The organism is Ruegeria sp. YKSF57, from assembly GCF_059612585.1.
This window is the reverse complement of the sequence record NZ_JBXWQW010000063.1, coordinates 1-19944: the sequence shown is the minus strand read 5'-3', so window position 1 is coordinate 19944 and position 19944 is coordinate 1. Positions and strand designations below refer to the sequence as shown.

At 55.0% G+C, this 19944-nt stretch carries 19 protein-coding genes and 1 pseudogene; 4 read left to right on the top strand and 16 right to left on the bottom strand.

Annotation, left to right across the window (positions count from 1 at the left end; translation table 11 throughout):
* The 3 genes and pseudogenes from AC2FLX_RS19780 to AC2FLX_RS19770 form a co-directional block, all read left to right on the top strand.
* A pseudogene (locus AC2FLX_RS19780) lies at positions 1-978 on the top strand (type I secretion protein); the annotation flags it as partial.
* Between the two features lie 42 nt (positions 979-1020).
* Positions 1021-3081 carry a type I secretion system permease/ATPase gene (locus tag AC2FLX_RS19775; RefSeq protein ID WP_496810531.1) on the top strand — a complete coding sequence of 687 codons (2061 nt, stop codon included), beginning with the start codon at positions 1021-1023 and terminating at the stop codon, positions 3079-3081.
* Positions 3082-3091: 10 nt separating this feature from the next.
* On the top strand, positions 3092-4432 hold the full coding sequence (locus AC2FLX_RS19770; RefSeq protein WP_496748260.1) for an HlyD family type I secretion periplasmic adaptor subunit: 1341 nt from the start codon (positions 3092-3094) through the stop codon (positions 4430-4432).
* Positions 4433-4691: 259 nt separating this feature from the next.
* On the opposite strand, the gene AC2FLX_RS19765 is transcribed toward AC2FLX_RS19770, so the two are convergent.
* From AC2FLX_RS19765 to AC2FLX_RS19705, 13 genes are all read right to left on the bottom strand, one after another.
* A complete protein-coding gene (locus AC2FLX_RS19765; RefSeq protein ID WP_496810532.1) occupies positions 4692-5399 on the bottom strand; it encodes an ABC transporter ATP-binding protein in 708 nt (235 codons plus the stop codon).
* A complete protein-coding gene (locus AC2FLX_RS19760; protein WP_496807184.1) occupies positions 5399-6130 on the bottom strand; it encodes an ABC transporter ATP-binding protein in 732 nt (243 codons plus the stop codon). The genes AC2FLX_RS19765 and AC2FLX_RS19760 overlap by 1 nt, the downstream gene beginning before the upstream one ends.
* Positions 6127-7074: a branched-chain amino acid ABC transporter permease gene (locus tag AC2FLX_RS19755; protein WP_496810533.1), complete on the bottom strand. Its 948-nt coding sequence runs from the start codon at positions 7072-7074 to the stop codon at positions 6127-6129. The genes AC2FLX_RS19760 and AC2FLX_RS19755 overlap by 4 nt, the downstream gene beginning before the upstream one ends.
* Before the next feature lies 1 nt (position 7075).
* The gene (locus AC2FLX_RS19750) at positions 7076-7927 is read right to left on the bottom strand and encodes a branched-chain amino acid ABC transporter permease (protein ID WP_496810534.1); all 852 of its coding nucleotides are present in this window, start codon (positions 7925-7927) and stop codon (positions 7076-7078) included.
* Positions 7928-7986: 59 nt separating this feature from the next.
* The gene (locus AC2FLX_RS19745) at positions 7987-9264 is read right to left on the bottom strand and encodes an ABC transporter substrate-binding protein (protein ID WP_496810535.1); all 1278 of its coding nucleotides are present in this window, start codon (positions 9262-9264) and stop codon (positions 7987-7989) included.
* Between the two features lie 96 nt (positions 9265-9360).
* Positions 9361-9771, bottom strand: a complete 411-nt coding sequence (locus tag AC2FLX_RS19740; RefSeq protein WP_496748266.1) for a Rid family hydrolase — start codon at positions 9769-9771, stop codon at positions 9361-9363.
* Complete coding sequence (locus tag AC2FLX_RS19735; RefSeq protein ID WP_496810536.1) at positions 9768-10949, bottom strand: malate dehydrogenase; 1182 nt, start codon at positions 10947-10949, stop codon at positions 9768-9770. Before AC2FLX_RS19735 ends, AC2FLX_RS19740 begins: the two co-directional genes overlap by 4 nt.
* Positions 10949-11572 (bottom strand): BMC domain-containing protein, encoded by a 624-nt coding sequence (locus tag AC2FLX_RS19730; RefSeq protein WP_496810537.1) that lies wholly within the window; start codon positions 11570-11572, stop codon positions 10949-10951. The genes AC2FLX_RS19735 and AC2FLX_RS19730 overlap by 1 nt, the downstream gene beginning before the upstream one ends.
* Positions 11569-12948 carry an aldehyde dehydrogenase family protein gene (locus tag AC2FLX_RS19725; protein WP_496810538.1) on the bottom strand — a complete coding sequence of 460 codons (1380 nt, stop codon included), beginning with the start codon at positions 12946-12948 and terminating at the stop codon, positions 11569-11571. Before AC2FLX_RS19725 ends, AC2FLX_RS19730 begins: the two co-directional genes overlap by 4 nt.
* Positions 12948-14132, bottom strand: coding sequence for a hypothetical protein (locus AC2FLX_RS19720; RefSeq protein WP_496810539.1), 1185 nt, complete (start codon positions 14130-14132; stop codon positions 12948-12950). Before AC2FLX_RS19720 ends, AC2FLX_RS19725 begins: the two co-directional genes overlap by 1 nt.
* A 30-nt stretch (positions 14133-14162) precedes the next feature.
* Positions 14163-14471, bottom strand: coding sequence for a BMC domain-containing protein (locus AC2FLX_RS19715; RefSeq protein WP_480750752.1), 309 nt, complete (start codon positions 14469-14471; stop codon positions 14163-14165).
* Positions 14472-14510: 39 nt separating this feature from the next.
* The gene (locus tag AC2FLX_RS19710; protein ID WP_496810540.1) at positions 14511-14777 is read right to left on the bottom strand and encodes a EutN/CcmL family microcompartment protein; all 267 of its coding nucleotides are present in this window, start codon (positions 14775-14777) and stop codon (positions 14511-14513) included.
* The gene (locus tag AC2FLX_RS19705) at positions 14777-16069 is read right to left on the bottom strand and encodes a glutamine synthetase family protein (RefSeq protein WP_480750754.1); all 1293 of its coding nucleotides are present in this window, start codon (positions 16067-16069) and stop codon (positions 14777-14779) included. The genes AC2FLX_RS19710 and AC2FLX_RS19705 overlap by 1 nt, the downstream gene beginning before the upstream one ends.
* A 95-nt stretch (positions 16070-16164) precedes the next feature.
* Here AC2FLX_RS19705 and AC2FLX_RS19700 point away from each other — a divergent pair, with 95 nt between their 5' ends.
* Positions 16165-17304, top strand: coding sequence for an FAD-dependent oxidoreductase (locus AC2FLX_RS19700; protein WP_496748271.1), 1140 nt, complete (start codon positions 16165-16167; stop codon positions 17302-17304).
* Here AC2FLX_RS19700 and AC2FLX_RS19695 read toward each other — a convergent pair.
* The 3 genes from AC2FLX_RS19695 to AC2FLX_RS19685 all read right to left on the bottom strand — a co-directional run bounded on the left by AC2FLX_RS19695 (position 17301) and on the right by AC2FLX_RS19685 (position 19846).
* Positions 17301-17651 (bottom strand): YjiS-like domain-containing protein, encoded by a 351-nt coding sequence (locus tag AC2FLX_RS19695; protein WP_480750756.1) that lies wholly within the window; start codon positions 17649-17651, stop codon positions 17301-17303. The two genes, AC2FLX_RS19700 and AC2FLX_RS19695, sit on opposite strands and share 4 nt — an antisense overlap.
* 90 nt (positions 17652-17741) lie before the next feature.
* Complete coding sequence (locus AC2FLX_RS19690; protein ID WP_496810557.1) at positions 17742-18425, bottom strand: type 1 glutamine amidotransferase; 684 nt, start codon at positions 18423-18425, stop codon at positions 17742-17744.
* Positions 18422-19846: an FMN-binding glutamate synthase family protein gene (locus AC2FLX_RS19685; RefSeq protein ID WP_496810541.1), complete on the bottom strand. Its 1425-nt coding sequence runs from the start codon at positions 19844-19846 to the stop codon at positions 18422-18424. The genes AC2FLX_RS19690 and AC2FLX_RS19685 overlap by 4 nt, the downstream gene beginning before the upstream one ends.
* Positions 19847-19944 lie beyond the last annotated feature (98 nt).

Sequence of the window (19944 nt, the reverse complement as noted above, 5' to 3'; positions counted from 1 at the left end):
GAAATCGAAATCAAGCCCAACACGGCTGCATGGCTCGACAACGAAAAAGGGTCGGGCGGACCGCCGCAGAATGTACATATCGACCAGATCAAGGGCGATCTGACGATCACCAATGTCATTCAACAAGACATCGTCACAACGGATATCGACAGTATCGAAACCGAAATAGCAGGGTTCTCGACCTATTATGCTCTAGGCGACAACCTTTTGACCAACAGCAATGATATTCTGCAACTGGGTCAGCACTATGACCTGATCTTGGTTGGGGAGGACCTCATATCTGTCGATGTTGTTGCGCAAACACAAGTTCTCATAGATGACGATCTGATATCATTGGGAATTGGCGTTGGTCTGGTTGACGGCACGACCACAGCTAGTGAGGAACATACCGACAACAATCTCGTGATGAACCAGGCCAAGGTCACTACAATCGGCAAGGACACATACGAAGAATTACCGACACCACTTGCCGAAGTGCTTCCCGTGGATGACGCTGGCAGCACTGCTGCGTTGGAACAGGCGCTCACCAGCGATCCGCATTTCGCAGGTATGGAACAGATGCGTGTGTTGAAGATCGATGGCAGCCTGAAACAGGTCAACATCGTAAAGCAGGTGAACAAACTTGCCGACCAGGACGATCTAGTCGTCAAAGGCAAATCTGCAGACGCGATCGAACTGGTCGCCAGCAGTAACGCCATGCTGAATGCCGCAAATATCGCCAAGCACGGTGTCGATTCCGTCGTGATGTCGGGTGACGACGCCTATTCCGATCTGCTTTTGCATCAGGCAAGTTTTGTCGAAGCACCGGATACTTCGAACACCGAAGAAATTTCGGAACTGGTGAACGAAGCCGTTGCGTTCCTGATGGACGACGACTTTGTGAAGGCCCCGGAGCTTGGAGGCCTTGGTCGTGGCAAACAGAGCGACATGGATCACGATGCAAGCAACGCGGACGGAATGCACAGCATGCTCGCCTAGTGAGCAAGTTCATGAGTTTTGGTTTTTCGGGACAGTTTGAGTATGTCGACAAAGTTTCCACCATGGCGCAATGATCTGTTCTTCAACCCCGACGGCACCCTCAGAGGCGCCGATCGAATGCGTGGGAACGGCGAAAAAATTTTAAGGCTGTCGCCCGAGATGCGTGTGCCGCTGGCCAAGACAATGCAACCCCGAGCGCGTACCTCGGCACGTGAAACAAACGCACCAGAGGAAAAGGAGAGCAAAGGTAATCCTCAGGGGTCAACCCAGCCGACAAAACCTCGACCAGATTCCTTGGGCACCACTTTGGAGGCCAAGGCAAACGAACCGCTGCTCGCGCGTGGTGGGGATGGTGGCAATGGGGCTTCTCCTCCGGGGCCTTTTCATCGGCGCACCCCTCCAGATAACTATCAAAAGATACTTCGCACATCGCTGCGCGCCATTCAGCGCAACCTGGCATTTGTCATGGTTCTGACCCTTGCGACCAACTTGTTGATCCTGGCCATTCCAATCTACCTTTTCCAAATCAGTGACCGGGTTCTGACCAGCCGCTCTCTTGACACGTTGATCATGTTGACGGTGATCGTCGCCGGTGCCGTGATTTTTCAAGCAGCTTTTGATGCCGTGCGCCGCTTCATGCTAATGCGGACAGCAGTAGAAGTTGCAGCTCGACTCGGCGCGCCAACTCTAAGCGCTGCGGCCCATGCTTCGTTGCACGGTACAGGCCGTGAATATCAGACCCTGGGCGATTTACAGCAGGTACGCGGCTTTCTGGTATCGGGTACGCTCTTAGCATTTCTTGACGTGCCTTTCGCGCCATTCTTCTTGCTTATGATCTTTCTTGTTCACCCCGATCTGGGGATGATTGTCATCGTCACGGCTCTTCTGTTGATGGCTATTGCATTCATCAACCAGAAATTGACCGCGAAGCCCTTTGCCGAGGCGAACAGAGCGCAGTCGATGGCCAACCAGCACCTCGATTCGATGTCCCGAAACAGCCAGATCATCAATGCGCTCGCCATGATCCCCGAGGCGGTTCGTATCTGGGGCCGGGATACGGCGACATCGCTTACATGGCAAGTTCGCGCGCAGGACAGGAATGTCATCTTCGCCGCGATCTCGCGAGCGGTGCGCTTGCTGACCCAGATCGCGATTCTGGGATGGGGCGCCTTTCTGGCCCTGAATGGCGAGATTACCGGCGGCATGGTGATAGCCGCATCAATTATCGCCGGTCGCGCCTTCGCCCCGATCGAGGGCTCCATAGAAGGTTGGAATTCATTCTTGTTGACTCGAGGCGCCTTCGACCGTGTTCGCGCACTCTTGGCAAACTCGGCGCTGCAATACGAGAAACTGCGCCTGCCGCGCCCTGAGGGTAAGCTGGACGTTGAACGTTTGCTCTATGTCCCGGGTGGGACCAAACACGTCGTGTTGAACGGAATAACCTTTTCGCTGAATCCAGGCGAGACATTGGCGATAATTGGCAATTCAGGCGCTGGGAAAACGACATTGGGCAAAACATTGGTTGGGTCGATTTTGCCAACATCTGGCAGTGTTAGATTAGACCTGATGGACATCCGAAACTGGGACCCGCGCCAGTTCGGCGAAAGCATCGGATATCTGCCGCAAGACGTTCAGCTGTTCCCGGGAACGATAAAAGACAACATCGGTCGTATGCGCACCGACGCGACGGACGAACAAATCCATGATGCCGCTGTTCTCGCGGACGTTCACAACATGATCGCGACACTCCCTCAGGGTTATGAAACCATCGTTTCCGCAGACGGATCACCTTTGTCTGGCGGGCAAAAGCAACGTATCGCATTGGCGAGAGCCTTCTTTGGCATGCCGCGCATGGTGGTATTGGACGAGCCAAATTCAAACCTTGACGTCGCGGGCGACAAGGCGCTGACCAAGGCAATAGAGCATGCCAAAATCAACCAAATTACAGTGATCGTCATCACTCAAAAGCCGACCCTTTTGGGTGCGGTGGACAAAATCATGCTATTGACCGATGGGCGTGTCGCCGTATTCGGCCAGCGCGATCACGTACTGGCGCAATTGCAGAGCTCGGCCGGCAGAACTGGCGAAATTCCGGACAAGTAAAGGGCAAAATATGTCTGACCTCAGCACTCCGTCCAATAACGCATTGTGGTACTCCGACGTTCCCCGCTCGATCACCCATTTCATTGTGATCGGGTTTGCAATGTTGGTGGTGTGCTTTGGCGGATTTGGTGTTTGGGCCTTCCGCGCTCCTTTGGCAGCTGCAGTTATCGCCCAAGGCAGTTTTGTCGCGACGGGCCGCAACAAAATTGTCCAGCACCTCGAAGGCGGTATCATCGAACAAATTCGCGTCGCTGAAGGAGAAGAGGTCAAGGCCGGAGATGTCCTAATGACATTGGACCAGACGTCGGCGGAATCCACTGAAAGAGAATTGTTCATCCGCCAGATCCGCCTTCAGGCAATGGCGACCAGGTTGCTTGCAGAATATCGGGAACATGAAAAGCTCGTATTCTCATCGGATTTATTGACAGCCTCTAGCGACGCCGAAGTTGCTTCTATTTTGGACAGCCAAGAACTGACATTTGAAGTGTCCCGCAAGACTTTGCTGAATGATATCGCATTGCTTGAGCGGAACATGGAAGCACTCCGGGTGCGAGAGAAGGGATACCAAGCCCAGCTTGATTCCATGTCCCACCGATCCGAGATATTGGAGGAGGAATATGAAACCAAAAACGCCTTGTTCGAAAAAGGGTTGGTGCGGAAAGGCGAACTGAACGCTATCCGGCGAATTCAGGCCGAGGCCGATGGCCAGCTTGCCCGGTTACAGGCCGAAGCATCAGAAGTCGGTCAGATGATGTTGAAATACGATGAGCAAATTCAGCGCACGCGATCTGCTTATCGACAGGCTGCTTTGGATGAGCTTGGCGCAATCGAAGCAGATTTGGAAAGCGTTCGGGAAAAATCGCGGCAAGCGCGCAGTGTCCTTGCCCGAGCCGTAGTTCGGGCACCAGTTTCAGGAACGGTCGTGCGCCTGCACTATTTTACGCCTGGTGGCGTTATCGAAACTGGCGAACCAATCGCTGAAATCCTGCCGGCGGATGCTCCATTGATTATCGAAGCTCAGATTCCGAGAACCGAGATCGATAGCGTTGTAACCGGGCAAAGGGCCACTGTGCGTCTGGTGGCTTTGAACCAGCGCACCACTCCGGTTTTGAATGGAGAAGTGTATTATGTTTCCGCAGATGCCCTGTTCGAAGATACAGGCGGTGCACCACAAGAGGTGTATTTGGCTCGAATCTCTTTGACTTCTGATGAGATGGGCCGCGTTCGTGGGTTTGTTCCGACGCCAGGCATGCCTGCAGAAATCATGATCCAGACCGAACAACGGACATTCGCTTCTTACATAGTGAAACCAATCACCGATAGCATGTCACGTGCTTTCAAAGAAAACTGAGATTGCGTACCGTCACGTTCAGTAGTTTTCCGAAGCAGCACGGATTAACTGAAAGTCGTTTTGGTTTCTAGGTGCTCCTGTCCGCCACCGCCCTCGCCGCAACCGTCTTGTTTCGGCTTTGAAAGTCAATGCGGTCAGATCCTGGGTAGCAGTTCCCATCCGTTGCCGGGTGAATGATACAGGAAAACTCACTCCACCTCTTCGTAGGCATGGCGATCCGAATACCATTGCCAGATATCATTTGAACCGGTTCCGGGTTTCAATGATGACCGAAATAAGCTTCGAGCAATCGTGGGTCGTTTCGCAACTCGTCCGCCGTGCCCGAAATCTGCATGCGTCCAGATTCGAGGATGTAGATGCGACTGGCCAGGGAAAGGGCAAAATTAGCATTCTGCTCGGTTATGACCACGGTCAACCCAAATTCACGGTTTAGTCGGCGCAGTACCTCGGCAATCTCATGACAGATTTTGGGCGCCAAGCCGATTGTCGGCTCGTCCACCAGCAAAAGCTCGGGACTGGTCATCAACGCGCGACCAAACGAAACCATTTGACGTTCACCCCCGGACTGTGTCGATGTTTCCTGCCCCTCTCGTTCTTCGAGGCGCGGAAAAAGTTTGTGCACCAATTCGAGATTGTGCTCCACATCTTCGCGGGCGGTGTATGCGCCTACCATCAGGTTGTCACGAACGGACATATAAGGGAACAAATTGAACCGCTCCGGTGCATATCCGACGCCCCGGCGTACAATGTCCGACGTTGGCCGCCCGATCAATGGTTCCCCTTTGAGCCTTATATCGCCTTCGGTCCTAACCAATCCCATAATACTGTCGAGCAGTGTAGATTTACCTGCTCCATTCGGCCCGATCACCGCGACGATTTCCCCGGGTTCGACCGTTATCGAGATATCCGTCAGAGCCTGTGCTTTGCCGTAAAACGCGGACAGGGCGCAGATTTCCAGAAACGACATCACGCTCCTCCGAGATATGAGGCTTGTACGGCCTTGTCGTTTATTACTTCCGAAAATGGCCCTTCGGCGATCATTTTGCCTCGGTCGATAGCAATGGCACGGTCAATCAACGGCTCCAACGCGGGCAAATCATGGCTTACGATCAGAAACGTCATCCCCTCCTTGCGCATGGACTGAATGAGATCTGATATTTGTGCAATTTCACCGACAGTAAGGCCAGCGAACACCTCGTCCAACAGCATGACTTTCGGGGCCGTTGCCGTTGTGCGAGCCATTTCCAGCTTGCGCAAATCTCCCATGGCCAGCTCTGCTGGCGTTCTTGACAAATCGTCCTCGCTAAAGCCGACGCTCAGGGCGATCTCGCGTTCTCGAGCTTTGTCCGGCGGTGAGAATATCATGTGCCAAATGTTGTCAGGCATCAGCCCAACACGTATGTTTTCGGACACGCTCATATCTCCAAAAGGCCGGGGGATCTGGTATGTGCGGCTGACGCCCGCGCGGATCCGGCGCGAGGTTGGAAGAGCGGAGATTTCCTGCCCGAACAGCTTGATCGTGCCGCTGTTTTGGCGCAACTCGCCCATAATTTGGCTGAAAACCGTGGTTTTGCCTGCACCGTTCGGGCCGATGAGACCCAACGATTCCCCTTGCTGTACGGAAAAGGACAGGTTGTTCGTTGCCTTGAGGCCGCCGAAGGTCTTGACCAGGTCAGTGACTTCCAGAGCTGTTGTCACGAGATGCTCCTTTTCCGAACCCCGGAAACGGCGCGCTGAAAAAGCGCCACGAGACCTTTCGGTTGATACATATAGAGTAAGAGCGCGATGGCACCGTAAACAAAGTACCGCTCTGCCCCTGGCAGAACTGGTCGCAGATACTCCAGCAGAAAAGTCATGAAAAAAGCCCCGATCATGGGGCCGACAATCGTCGACGTTCCTCCCAGAAGGGCGGCGACGATGATTGTAAAAAGAAAATTGATATCGAACAACGCGCGCGGGGCCAGCGAGCCAAGATAGTGCACATAGAAGGCGCCTCCCAGCCCAGCTACGAATGCACTGGTCAGAAACGCGAGAGCCTTGAGGCGTGTTGTGCTCAAGCCGGAGCCACGTACGCTTTCCTCATTCATTCCGATTGCGGCCAAGGCCGTACCCAACCGGGTTTTCATCAACAACCACATGCTGATAGCCACGGAAAGCATGAGCGTGGTTGACAGGTAGTACCCGTTGGTGGCCCCTCGCGTGAGCGTTTGAATGCCCGACATGCCTCGTGTACCACCTGTAAGATCGGGGCGGATTACTTGTACCAATTGATACAACAGCTCCATGAAGGCCAAGGTGACAAGCGCAAAGTAGCTGCCCCTAATACGCAAAGCCGGAAGAAGAACGATCAACCCTGCCGCCATAGTCATCACTACGGCAATCGGAATCGAAATCTCGACCGCCACATCGAACCGTTTTGTCAAGATTGCTGTCGTATATGCGCCTATTCCAATCAAGAAAGGGTGGCCAAAACTCACATAGCCGGTACGCCCGGACAACACATCCCAACTAATAGCAAATATCGCCAGGTAGTTGGCAAAGATCATTGTTCTGAGCGTACCGTTGCCAACGATTTGCGGCAGTAAAGTCATCCCGGCTATCAGAACCGCCCAAAGTCCAAGATGATACCACCGCAATCCCATCTCAAATCTCCTCGCGCCCAAAGAGGCCTTGCGGCCGCATCACCAGAACTCCAATAATCAGAAGCATGGTAAAAACGCCCCTCAATTCAGGGGCGAGAGTGGCCACGACGATAACCTCCAGAAACCCGACTATGTGGGCGACTATCAGCGTTCCGAAAATCGAACCGATACCGCCAACAATGACGACGGCGACCGAGATGATCAGCGGGGCTACCCACATCGAGGGCGAAAGCTGTGTGTAGCTGGCGAAGAATACTCCGCCGACAGCACCCAACCCGCCCGAAATACCCCAAGTGACCAAATTGATACGGTCTGGATCGATCCCGGATATGGCAGCACCCTTGGCGTCCATCGACACTGCCTGCATTGCGCGACCAGTATGACTGAAGCGCACAAACAGGTATAATCCGCTTAGAATTGCCCAACTGACAATCGTTGCCGTCAGAATATTGTAAGTGACAGACGCTCCACCTATGATTGTCACGCCGGGGATTATAGGCAGCAGGATTTTGCTGCTGTCGCCAAAGACCAAAACAATTCCAGCCTGAATAACGACGGCAAGAATGAGCGTAGAGATTTCGACCGCCACATGATCGCCCTTGAGCGTCTTGACGATGAGCTTGAACTTGAGCACCCCCATTAGAATACCTAGACCAGCCGCCAGTATAACCCCGACTGTCTTTGGCATACCCAAGGTTTGAGAAATCCAGAAATAGACGTATCCACCGACCATCAGATACGCGCCATAGGCGAGATTCAGTACGCGTCCGATGCTGAAAATCAGTGTGAACCCCATTGCGATAAGCGCGTAAAGGCCGCTGAGCAGAAGCCCCTGGATCAGTATCTGCAGCATCGAGAAACCCTTAGCTTCCGACGCGCTCTAGAAAAGCGCGCCGTATTATTACTTCGGAGTTATTTCACCCAGCTGGGAAGAGTGAACTCGCCAGTTGCATATTTTTCAGGATAGACAACAGCGGCTGTTCCATCTTCGTACCACTGCACCACCACCATCGATGGCTGCGCATCGTCAAACGGTTCCGAAAGATCGAAGCGGGCATTGTGCGGGTAGGTCCGTTGCGTGACCGGTTCAACTTCGTCGTCACCCCAAAAACCGTAGCGCAACCAAAGTTGGCCATCCATGTCCAGCACCAAGTCCTGTTTTTTCATTGCTGCGGCCCATGCGTCGACATCGCCGAAACCACCGGCTTCCTCTGCTGCGGCCATCGCCTGTTTCAGCCCGTGGTAGGCATTGAATCCGTTGAAGTGCGGTAAAAGCGGACGGCTGTCGTATCTCGCCTGGTATTCGTCGACGAACTTCTGACTAACCGGGTCCAGTTTGAATCCGACAGACGGCACAGGTGACAGGGTCGAGATACCGCCCCCTGCTCCACCAGTGTCTTCCCAATACTCCATGCCAAGTGCTGCGACGTTCACGCCGGTCATGGCCATTGGAACCTGCAATTTCACGTATTGCGAGGAAATCACTTGAGCATTTACGGACGAGACCTGATAGATGAAATCGGCGCCAGTATCCTGCGCCCTGCTAAAAATCGGTGCAAAATCGACCGTGGCAACGTCATATGTGATGATGTCAGCAACTTCGATACCGGCCACAGGAGCAAGTGCTTCGGTCACCAGGCCGGTAATGGCTTCGCCAAATGCAGTGTCTTCAGCAAGAATAACGACCGAATTCCATCCCATCTTCTTTTTTAGAACATCCGCGCCGAAGTTGATGTATAACGTCGCCAACGCCTCGTCCGAAGCGATGTTCATGAAGTAAGGCGCCATACCTTCGGGGTCTTCGACCACCATATCGATTATGCCAATATACGAAGTCCAGGTATCCAGAGTTGGGATGCGATATTCTTGCATCCTAGGTAGCCATCCAAGCGATACGTCATCAATGGACCCGGATATGATGAAATCAACTTCTTCTGTTTCAGCCAGATATTCATAGGCCCGGATGCCCTCGGTCGGGTCTTGTCCCGTATCCGCAGAGACAAGTGTTATCTGCTCTCCGTTAAGACCGCCATTTGCATTCAGTTCCTCAATCGCCATCTCTGCGCCGCGAAGCGTAGAAAGGCCGGTATCCGAAGAAAGCGACCCGATATACCCCACCTTGATCTCGGCCATGGCTGCCGAGGCCATGAGCGCGATGCATGTCCCGCCGATGAGCGCTGATTTTGTCATCTGAAAAGCTCCCTGTGTCTCTTTTTGCCGAGTTTGTATTCTGTATACAGTACACAGAACTGTACTCCGATCAAATCCTTTCTTGGAAAGTCATCTTCAGAATCCGACGATATTTCCGTTTTTGTCGTGAATGACCGCATCCACATCAATTTCAACGGTCAGACCTGGCTGTGTCAGTCCGGCTTCGACGGCAGTCAGGACAGGATCGATTCCCCTGAATATCTCTCCGTGCACGCGCGCGAATTCGCCAGCTGTTCCCATATCGGTCAGATATGCGCGCACCCGTCCTACATGCCGCAATTCGGCTCCGACGTGCTTCAACGCTTCTTCAATTCGAAAGAGAACGTACCGGGTTTGCGCCCCAACTTCTCCGGGCGCATGAATTTTCCCTGTGGGTTCAATTGCGGTTGTGCCGGCCACCCAAACAAACGGCCCGATCCGCTTAACACGGGAATACGATCCAAGCTCCTCGAAACGCCCCCCGGATTTCCAGCTGCGAATGGTCAATGGCCCAACCTTTTGCGGATTGAGGCGGCGGCAGCACGAAGCGATACATATTCAGCTTCCGTCAAGCGCAGTTCTTCAATTGCGACAAGCCCACCTGCGCCAAGATGCGCAGGGACGCCAAGTACGACGCCGTCAATACCATATTCACCCTTCAACATCACCGACACGGGAACCGGACCAGTTCGCGCGCCGCGAATGTGATCAATCAGCTCGATCGAAGCATGCGCAGGGGCAATCGTTGCCGAACCGGATTTCTTTAGCGCCACAACCTGCCCTCCGCCGGTTATCGCGTCCTTCACGCAAGCGTTGATCTGGTCTTTGGTCAGAAAGACGCCGACTGGGCGCCCCTTGATCCGCGCAAGGCTAGGAATTGGGGTCATTTCATCGCCGTGACTGCCGAGTGTAATTGCATCGACTTCAGCCGGAGCGACACCCGCCTCCATCGCAAGCGCATGACGGAACCGGCTGCTGTCAAGAGTGCCGGCCATGCCCAAAACCCGCTCACGCGTAAACCCTGTGGCGCGCAACATTTCCACGGTCATTTCGTCCAGTGGGTTGGTAACGACGACCACAACGGCCTCAGGTGCACTGGTCCGGATTGCTTCGGCGGCTTGCCGGATAACACGCGCATTGACGTTGATTAGATCGGATCGGCTCATGCCGGGGCGCCGAGCTCGGCCCGCAGTGACAACCACCACTTCGGCGCCCGCTACCAGATCCAGTTTTTCACCTCCAAAGCAACGTGATCGAGCACAGGTAATGCCCGACGCTTGGTTGAGGTCCATCGCTGTTGCCGCGGCCAAACCTGGAGTAATGTCGACAAGGGCAATGTCATCTGCAATATCGTTCAACACTGCCAAGTGAGCAATATTGCCACCCACGCCTCCCGCCCCAATCAAAGCGAGTTTTCCCAGTCGTCGGGCCTTGCGCGGTGCGCGGGACGGAGGCATCCATTTGGGGGACCTACGATAAAGCACGCGACGCATCGAGGCTTTACCATCAGTTCGCGGTGGGGCCGGCTTTTCGAGCGGGCCTTCAACCAAACCAATGCCCAAACGTTCTGCCGTTTCACGCGCCAGCGCAGTAACAATGTCGCCCGGCAGGATTTCAAACACGATCCGACCGCGCCGCCGGACCTCTTCGATCGCTTCGGACCCTATGACCCGCGATCCGGCCATCAGTTCGATCGCCCATCCACGGTTTCGATGGCGCGCGCTGCCGCTTCAACAGCCGTTTTGACCGAGTTTTCGGAACCAGAAATGAACAACCTTCCGAAACGCCCTACGGCGCGCACCTCGACAATATCGATTTCAGCCGCCTTTTCCGCTTCGTTGGCCGCAATAGAAATATAAGCGGCGGGTGCGCATTCCACGATCCCCAAAGTCTGACCAGGAACGATCAACGAACCCTTCCGCCATTTGTTCAACAATTGAGCTTGGTACGGTTCGACGCTGGTGATGATCTGCGTGGAACTGATGGAGGGTTTCATCCGATCCGACATCGACGCACCAAGCTCTGCCAGCATCGCGTCTCGCGCCGCGGACACCTCGGCATTGGACGGTGAACGTAGTATGAAGAAACCGAATTCACGTTCGACCATTTGGGTTGTCGCCTCGACTGACGAAGCCTTGAGCGCGCGGTCGATCAGGGAAAACACCCCGTTTCCAGGCGCAAATTCTCCGATCAGCACAGTGTCGCCGGACAAAGGCACTGAACCTTGTACTGTTGCGCCGTTGTAGGCAGCAAATTTCGGTTGCAGATTATTAATCTGCATCAGCGCCCGGATGGTGATATCGCTCATGCGCCATACTCCTCATAAATGTCGCGCCAAGGCCGGCTTTGGTATGCAACCCGCTTGATGTTGATGAGATGCAGGGCCGTAACGTTGTCCGACGTAATCGAACCGGACCACGTTCCCGTTCCGAGCATGAACGACGGTTCGAGATCGGTGGAATACCCCATCCCCCCCATGATGCCGGGCGTATTCACCAAAACCCGCCCAGTCGGAACGGTCGCAAAGTGGGCCACCACTTCAGGATCGTCGGAATGGATGATCGACGAATGCCCCCATCCTTCAAACTTTGCAATAGATTGTGCCAATTCGACGCCGTGTTCGGTTGATTTGGCCTCATAAAAGGCGAGAACAGGGTTCAGTTTTTCCGCCGACAACGGTCGCTGCCATCCGACTTCGGTTTCTTCCGAAACCAGACACCTCGTACGCGGAGGGATCGAAAATCGGGCGGCATCGGCCAGAACTTGCGGGCTTTGCCCCACGCGCTCGGGATCCATCACTTGAGGGCCTTTGAAGATTACCTTGGCCAACCGGTCCGCCTCTGCCGGAGTACAGAAGTAGGCGCCCTTCAGCTTTAACTCGTGGCGCAGATCGCGCGCTATCTCGGGATCGGCAACGATAGCCTGCTCACTGACGCAGGCCGTGCCGAAGTCGAAGCATTTAGAGGTTACGATCATCTCGGCCACTTCTGCCAAATCGCCCTTTTTGGATTTGTGAACATAGCAAGGCACATTCCCGGCACCAACCGCGAGGGTCGGCTTGCCACTGGAATAGGCCGCTTTCACCATCGCTGGCCCACCGGTCGCCATCACAACGGAGGTGCGTCGATGCTTCATCAGCTCGGCGGTGCCTTGTATCGTCACGGCATCAAGACATTGGATCAACCCTTTGGGCGCCCCCATCTGTTCCGCTAAGCTGGACATGACCTTTACTGTTTCGATACCGCTACGCACACCACGTGGATGCGGGGCGCAAACGATGGCGTTTCCCGCTTTGACCGCCGAAAGCACCTTGTAGATGATGGTCGAGGTCGGGTTTGTCACGGGGATGAGTGCGGCGACCACCCCCATTGGTTCGCCAAAAGCTGCGATTTTGGTCGCGTCGTCGCGCCATAACAGGCCAAGGGTTGTTACGTCTCGCAGATAATCCGCGACTGATAGGGCGTTGAACAGGTTCTTTAGCCGTTTGTCCGGGACATTGCCGTAACCGGTCTCCTCGACGGCGATTTGCCCAAGCCGCTCGGCCTCGGGTTCGATTGCGCGGGCCATGGCATCAACAATGGCATCAACCTGAGTAGGATCGGTCCCTAAGAAGGCACGATATGCGGAAAAGGCCGTTTCAGCAGCACGCCGCGCGGCGGCGATCGATTTCAGATCCGCATCCATCACGTTGCTCCAGTGGCAATGGCGTCAAAAATACGACGCGCCTGATCGACGTCGCCTGCGGAAATACCAATGCTGTCCAGCTTGCGGCCCGCGGCGGCCACATCCGCCCCCAGCATCTGATCCGTGATCGCTATCAAGCTGCGGGTCAGCGGCGCGGGAATACCTGCCAGCGTTGCCGCCGAACCGAGTGGCACCAGAGACCCAAGTACGCCATCGCGCATCAAACCAACTGCGACCTGCCGGTGGGGGACAGGACGCGAAAACTCGCCCCTGTCCGCACCTGCGAAGCGTTCGATCCAGTCATCGATGTCGGGTAAATCCCTGACGCCAAAGGCCGCCGCAACCCTGCGCCGTTCTTCGGCGAGTCCTACAATCACAGCGCGTTGGTCTTCTCCGATCAGTGCGGAGAATGTGATGTTTGTCGCCAGCAGTTCACCACCCATCGGAACACTTGGACCTCCCTTTTCCAGTGCGGCGCCTCCGAGCACCAAGGCAGGGATTTCCACTGCGGCGGAAAGATCTCCGAAACTGGAAACCAAGACCGAGTCAACGGGGCTCAGGTTGGGAAGAAACTGGCTTAACCCGTCAAGCACATGGGTTCGACCGCGCGGCAAAGTCGCTCCGGCCATTGGAGCGGCGTAAGTCAAATTCAACACCGAACCCTCGGCAGCGAACCAATACGGCAGCCCCTGTATCTCGACCAAGGTAACATCCGCCTTACAGCCGCCAATGCGCAGCATCCACGCCGCTTCGACAGCGCCCAGTGACCGGCCAGGGGCAAGCACCAGAACCTGGCCGTCACTCAGATGATCGGCCAGTACCATTGCATAGGTACGCTGCTTGTGGACTGGCCCTGTGAGAAAGATCACTTCGGCCCCGCTAACCGCGGCGTCCAGTTCGGCGGTAGTGCGGACAGACGGGCCATCCCGGTTCACATGATATGACCCCACCGGTCCAACACCACGAAGACCGATGCCCGAAGATTTCTCCAGCAGGTCCAGTTCACTGCCGTAGGCGGAAAACAACGTAACGTCTGCCCTTTCTGCCAGACACAGAGCAGCCAGAAGTCGGGCATCCGGCCCTCCGCCCAGAACGGCAATCCTGCCGTATCTCTGGGTTGGTGCGGCTTCCCTTGTTGCGCCGCTTGCTACGGCACGGGTGAATTCTGCGAATCCAGCGGACATGGTTGCTCCTTACTCGACTGCCACGAAGATTCAGGCAGTTGTGCCTGCACCCAGCCCATCAATGATGGCTTCAAGCTCGTCGTGAGGACGTGCGATGACATGCACTGAAACGACTTCGCCCACTTTATTGGCTGCGGTCGCGCCCGCGTCTGTGGCGGCCTTCACGGCACCAACTTCGCCGCGAACAAGGGTGGTCACGAGACCGCCACCCGCTTTGGTTTGTCCGACGATCGTAACGCTTGCGGCCTTGACCATTGCGTCTGCAGCCTCAATCGCGCCGACGAGGCCGCGGGTCTCGATCATGCCCAGGGCCATCTGCCCCGCAACTGGTTTCGCCATTTTTGTTCCTCCAGAGTAAAACGTTGATAAGTGTTGAAGTCAGTTGGCCGAGATGTGATCCACAACCGCCACAATGGTCAGATCCACCGGCACTGTGGACAAATCCGCAGCCATCCGTGCTGCCGATCCGCCGACCACGAGCACAGTATCTCCGATCCCCGCACCACTCGTATCTACCGCGACACAAGCAGGTCGAAGGACCTTGCCGCGACTGTCGACGATATCGGTGATCATCAGCTTTTTGCCGACCAAGCGCGCGTCCTTGGCAGTTGCAGTGACAGTGCCTGTAACTTTGCCTATCAGCATCAGAGCGTCCTCAGGTACCGGTCCAATTCGACTTGCGTCACCTGCTCGGCAAAGAAACCCAACTCACGCTCGGCCTGCTGAAGGACAAGTTCCCACTGCAACTCGCCCATCACATCCTTAAGCCAATCCGAACTGCGCGCCAGATTGATGGCAGTGGGTAGATCAGTCGGAATCGCGTCCCCGATGGCCTCCTCATACGCGTTGCCCATCGTGGGCTTACTGGGTTCAAGGCCCTGTTCCATGCCGTCCAGACCTGCTGCGATTTCTGCGGCCAGCAAAAGATAGGGGTTGGCATCGGCACCCGCGTCACGCTTTTCAACGCGAACAGAAGTATCGGAGCCTTCGATGACGCGGATACCGACTGTTCGGTTGTCGTATCCCCAACTCGCGTTAATTGGGCAGAAGGTATAAGGCGCGCGACGACGATATCCATTCACCGTCCCACTTCCGCAAATTGCGCTTTCACACATGCGCTTTTGTAGTCCTGCAATAAATGCTTTAGCCGTGTCGTTGATTTTCCCGTTTTCGGCAAAAGCGTTCTTGCCATCCTTCCACAGGGAGTAATGTGTGTGGAATCCATTGCCCGACTGTTCAAAGAACGGTTTTGGCATGAAAGTCGCCAGATACCCATGCGCAATACCCAGCTGCCGGATCAGCGATTTGAACAAAACTACCCGGTCAGCGGCCTGAAGTGCCTCGCCATACCGAATGTTCACCTCGATTTGCCCTGCTGCGTATTCGGGATTGGATTGTTCTATTGGGATGCCGCATTCATTAATTTGTTGACGGATCGGACCAACGATATGCTCCATCCGGGCCGCCCGTCCCAGCCCATAAACTTGGATGCCGTTGTCACGTGGTTGCCCGGTGTCGGGGTCCAGCAAATAGAACTCAAGCTCTGTCCCGACGTTGACTTCGAACCCCATGTCCCGCGCACGTTCCACCTGTCGCACCAAGGCCTGACGGGGGTCGATCGGAACCGGCTTGTGATCCATGCCTTCGGCCCGACCAAAACAGACCGCGACACCCGGCTCCCAAGGAACCGGGACGGGCTTGCTCATCGGAAAGACATGCATATCAGGATAGCCATTATCGAAATTGACATACGGAGTGTCCCAGACATCGCATGTCATATCGATAGCAAAGAGCGCAATTGAAAGGGCGTTGCCGCCTTTGCAAATCTGATCCCAATGGCTCGCCGGAATACGCTTTCCGCGCATAATTCCGTTTAGGTCTCCGACACCGAGAATGACGGTGTGCGTCCCCTCGGGCAGCTCGAAATCCGAACTCATTGATGCGCTCTCCCTGTCGCTTTTTGGCTTTTCTTAAGTTGTATTCTGTATACAGTATTCACGAATACGACCGAGAAACAAGGAAAATCTGCGCCATGCCCGGAAGCTCTGTAATTGTAGTCGGCGGCGGCATTGTTGGGGTCATGACGGCCCTGACATTGCAGCGACGCGGAGAGCAAGTAACGCTGATCGACAGGTGGGAACCTGGACATTCTCGTGCATCTTCAACGGATTACAACCGAGTAATCCGCGCTATTTCAGGCCGGGACGAGTTCTATACTCGGTGGGCCCGCGAAAGTCGGATGCGCTGGCTCGAACTGCAAGCCGAAACCGGTCTAAACCTGATGTACGAATGTGGCGCACTGATTCTTGCAACGCGGGGACATTGCGATTGGGAAGATGCGACGGCTGATACATTCGATCGTATCGGAGTTCCGTATTACAAGTTCGAACGTTCCGATATCGAATCTCGATTTCCACAATTCCGGGTGCCGGACATCGAATATGCTTTGTTCGAACCTGAGGCGGGAATGCTGATGGCACACCGCTGTGTGATCACCGCATTGGGTCTGTTTCGCAGTGCAGGCGGCGAAGTCACCAGGGGGCGGGTTACAACGGACGATGTCGAGCGCCCAATGCTTGATGGGCAGCCATTGGAAGCCGATCTGATCATCATCGCGACCGGGGCCTGGATGGCCGACATGTTTCCCAAAACGGTGAAACCGATCACGACCGTTGTAGGTGTCAATGTTTTATACACCTCGACCCCTGATGGGTCAGAAGACTTCGACATGGGCAGAATGCCGTGTTGGATCGACCACGGGCAGGGTTCTTTTGGATTGCCCTCTTCGGAGGGGTCAGGTGTCAAGGCAGCAGTGGTGATCCCCGACAAGATTGATCTGGACAATGACGAACGGCTAATTCGCCAAGCGACGCTAGGACGAACCCGCAGTTATATACGGCATCGCTTTCCGGGCCTCGAAGGTCAACGGGTTGTCGACTCAAAGTTCAATCAGATAATTTTGACACCGGACACTCATTTCATTGCTGACTGGCATCCCGAACACGAAAACGTTTTTCTTGCCGGAGGTTGCTCGGGACATTTGTTTAAACATGCACCCGTATTTGCAGAATTTGTAGCAGGCGTCGGTCTGAGAGACTTCGGCACAGCCGAACGCTTCAAACTATCGGGGCGGCGAAAGCTGAGCCCCAAGGAAAGTCCCAGCGGTCGTTAACTGCCCGACAGAGCGCGATAGATGTTGGCGTTTGGGCATCTGTCTTCGGGCAAGTGTTCACCCTTGCGGATCGCGTCTCTGCAAGTCTTGGCCTGATCGCAGTACCCGCATTTTTCAGCGAGCTCGAGACTAAGTTCCGGACGAGAATCGAGCGCTTCTTCGCTCAAACCAAACTGACTGGCCATTGCAACAATTCGCTCCCGCGCTCCGGGCGATCCGGAACGCAGAGCCTGAAAATCGGCCCGGCTCAAACCAAGATCAGCCAGTTCACGATCGCTCAGCTTTTCTGAACGCCCCAGATTTGCAACGCGAGAGATCGCCTGAAAGAAATCATCAAACCTAGCCATTCAATTGTCTCCGCCAATACCGTATTCAGTATACAATCTTCAAGGTTTTGGAATTTGATCAAGATCAACTCCGCACACCATGGATATCCATTACGCACTGCGGAACAGCGAGACAGCTTCCTTTACAGCCAGATCGCGTGGCACCACAGCATTTTGGATTGAAGCCAATGCCAGTTCCGCCTCGGTTTCAGACAAAAAAACGCCCCGACCTCGCTCAACTATCTCGCGCAAATGTGTTTTGGTATACTCGGGGTGGAACTGAACCGATGCTGCGGGAAAATCATAAGACAGTGCGCCGACAGGACAATGCGCCGCCGTCGCAGTGACTTTTGCGCTCGCCGGAACCCGGGTCACTTGGTCTTGATGCCAGACGTAACTCGGAATCACTGAGGATCCAAAATCGAATTCTCGCGCGCCAATCACATTGCCAACGGACGCTTTCGCGGCCCTGCCGCCAAATGTATCTGCCATGATTTGGTGACCAAAGCAGATTCCGAAGATGGGCTTGCCCGCATTTTTTGTGTTCAACAAAAAATCTTTGAGCGGCTGTATCCACGGCAGGGCGTCATAAACTCCAAATTCGGACCCGCCCACTATAACCCCGTCAAACGTGCCTATCTCAGGCAACGCCTCGCCATCGACGACGTTTGCAACCGAAAACTCTGCGCTTCTCAAATGCGGCGCCAACCACTCCTTGATTTGGCTCGCGGTCCGTGGCGTTCCCTTCAGTAACGGAAGGGGATGCCCTGTCAGTTCGAGGATGGAAACTTTCACCAATCGAACGCCCTGTCTATCCCCGCCATTTTGACACCAGTAAAGGCAGAGGCTTCGAAGCTCAAAGCGCGCAGATCTTCGGTTTCCAAGTTGTGGACAGATGACTTGCCGCAAGCCTTTGCCAGAGCAGTGATTTCCATGGTCATGGCCGTCAGGTATCGTGCAATCCTTTCTGCTCCCGCCTTGGGATTCATCCGCACTTCCAGCTCAGGGTCCTGTGTTGCGATTCCGACTGGACAACGACCTGTATGGCAATGATGACATGCCCCAGGAGACGTCCCCAATGCCTTGTAATCCTCCACATAGCGCGGAGTATTACACCCTAGGGCCACCATCGCCGCATTGCCGATCATTACGGCATCGGCACCCAATGCTAGACACTTCGCGGCATCGACCCCGGATCTGATGCCACCAGCAGCCACCAACGAAACTTTGCCCGTCATGCCGCATTCATCCAACGCCTCTCGCGCAGCCCGGATCGCGCTCATCGTCGGAATTCCGGTGTGGTTCAGCAACAATTCCGGAGACGCACCAGTTCCTCCTTCGGCGCCGTCAACGACAACGACATCCGCCCCGGCTTTGGCAGCAATTGCCACGTCGAACCGTGGACGTGTCGCACCCATCTTGATAAAGATCGGCACCTGATAGTTCGTTGCGATCCGTAACTCTTCGATTTTAACGGCCAGATCGTCAGCCCCCAGAAAATCCGGATGACGGATCGTTGAACGTTGATCGACACCTTCCGGCAATGTCCGCATTTTGCTGACACGCGGGCTGACCTTCATGCCCAGCAATAGACCTCCGGTTCCGGGTTTGGCCCCCTGCCCCACAACCAGCTCCAAAGCATCCGCGCGCCGAAGGTGATCCAGATCGACTCCATAGCGAGCAGGAGACATCTGGTAGAGTAGAATGCGTGACGCTTGGCGTTCCTCTTCCAGCATTCCACCTTCGCCCGTACAGGTCATGGTGCCGACTTTCGAGGCCCCGAACCCCAGGGAAGCCTTGGCCGAGGCAGACAAGGCTCCAAAAGACATCGAGGCTATGTATATCGGAATTTTCAATTCGACAGGGCGTTCTACAAGCCCGCGACCACCACCCAAGACCGTCGTGGTATCACAGTTTTCGCGATATCCCTCCAACGGCAGGCGTGTCATCGTCGCAGGCACGAAGGTTAGATCGTCGAATGTCGGCAATCGCTTGTTGAAAGTGTTGTAACCGCGCACCTGATAGCGACCGAGTTGTGCTAGAGCGTGCACCTCGGAAATCGCCTCTGGCGTCCACCGGGTGGACCCGCCTTCATCATAAGAGGAGGGAACACCTGCGGGCCTACCTTCGACTGAACCGGCATCGCGAAACCGGATTTCATTTTCCGAGGCCGTTTCGAATGGATATTCATATGGTTTACTCAGATCATGAGCCATGCGCTTGCGTCCCTGCTTTCAAAATACCAAAGGCGCTGACCTGAAACCATTTTTCGCCAGTTTCGAGAACTGTCAGTCAGCCCTAGCGGTCGCAGAAT

Coding starts and splice junctions, on each gene's coding strand:
- AC2FLX_RS19775 (WP_496810531.1), top strand. CDS start 1,021: ATGTCGACAAAGTTTCCACCATGGCGCAATGATCTGTTCTTCAACCCC.
- AC2FLX_RS19770 (WP_496748260.1), top strand. CDS start 3,092: ATGTCTGACCTCAGCACTCCGTCCAATAACGCATTGTGGTACTCCGAC.
- AC2FLX_RS19765 (WP_496810532.1), bottom strand. CDS start 5,399: ATGTCGTTTCTGGAAATCTGCGCCCTGTCCGCGTTTTACGGCAAAGCA.
- AC2FLX_RS19755 (WP_496810533.1), bottom strand. CDS start 7,074: ATGGGATTGCGGTGGTATCATCTTGGACTTTGGGCGGTTCTGATAGCC.
- AC2FLX_RS19750 (WP_496810534.1), bottom strand. CDS start 7,927: ATGCTGCAGATACTGATCCAGGGGCTTCTGCTCAGCGGCCTTTACGCG.
- AC2FLX_RS19745 (WP_496810535.1), bottom strand. CDS start 9,264: ATGACAAAATCAGCGCTCATCGGCGGGACATGCATCGCGCTCATGGCC.
- AC2FLX_RS19735 (WP_496810536.1), bottom strand. CDS start 10,949: ATGGCCGGATCGCGGGTCATAGGGTCCGAAGCGATCGAAGAGGTCCGG.
- AC2FLX_RS19730 (WP_496810537.1), bottom strand. CDS start 11,572: ATGAGCGATATCACCATCCGGGCGCTGATGCAGATTAATAATCTGCAA.
- AC2FLX_RS19725 (WP_496810538.1), bottom strand. CDS start 12,948: ATGGATGCGGATCTGAAATCGATCGCCGCCGCGCGGCGTGCTGCTGAA.
- AC2FLX_RS19720 (WP_496810539.1), bottom strand. CDS start 14,132: ATGTCCGCTGGATTCGCAGAATTCACCCGTGCCGTAGCAAGCGGCGCA.
- AC2FLX_RS19715 (WP_480750752.1), bottom strand. CDS start 14,471: ATGGCGAAACCAGTTGCGGGGCAGATGGCCCTGGGCATGATCGAGACC.
- AC2FLX_RS19710 (WP_496810540.1), bottom strand. CDS start 14,777: ATGCTGATAGGCAAAGTTACAGGCACTGTCACTGCAACTGCCAAGGAC.
- AC2FLX_RS19705 (WP_480750754.1), bottom strand. CDS start 16,069: ATGAGTTCGGATTTCGAGCTGCCCGAGGGGACGCACACCGTCATTCTC.
- AC2FLX_RS19700 (WP_496748271.1), top strand. CDS start 16,165: ATGCCCGGAAGCTCTGTAATTGTAGTCGGCGGCGGCATTGTTGGGGTC.
- AC2FLX_RS19695 (WP_480750756.1), bottom strand. CDS start 17,651: ATGGCTAGGTTTGATGATTTCTTTCAGGCGATCTCTCGCGTTGCAAAT.
- AC2FLX_RS19685 (WP_496810541.1), bottom strand. CDS start 19,846: ATGGCTCATGATCTGAGTAAACCATATGAATATCCATTCGAAACGGCC.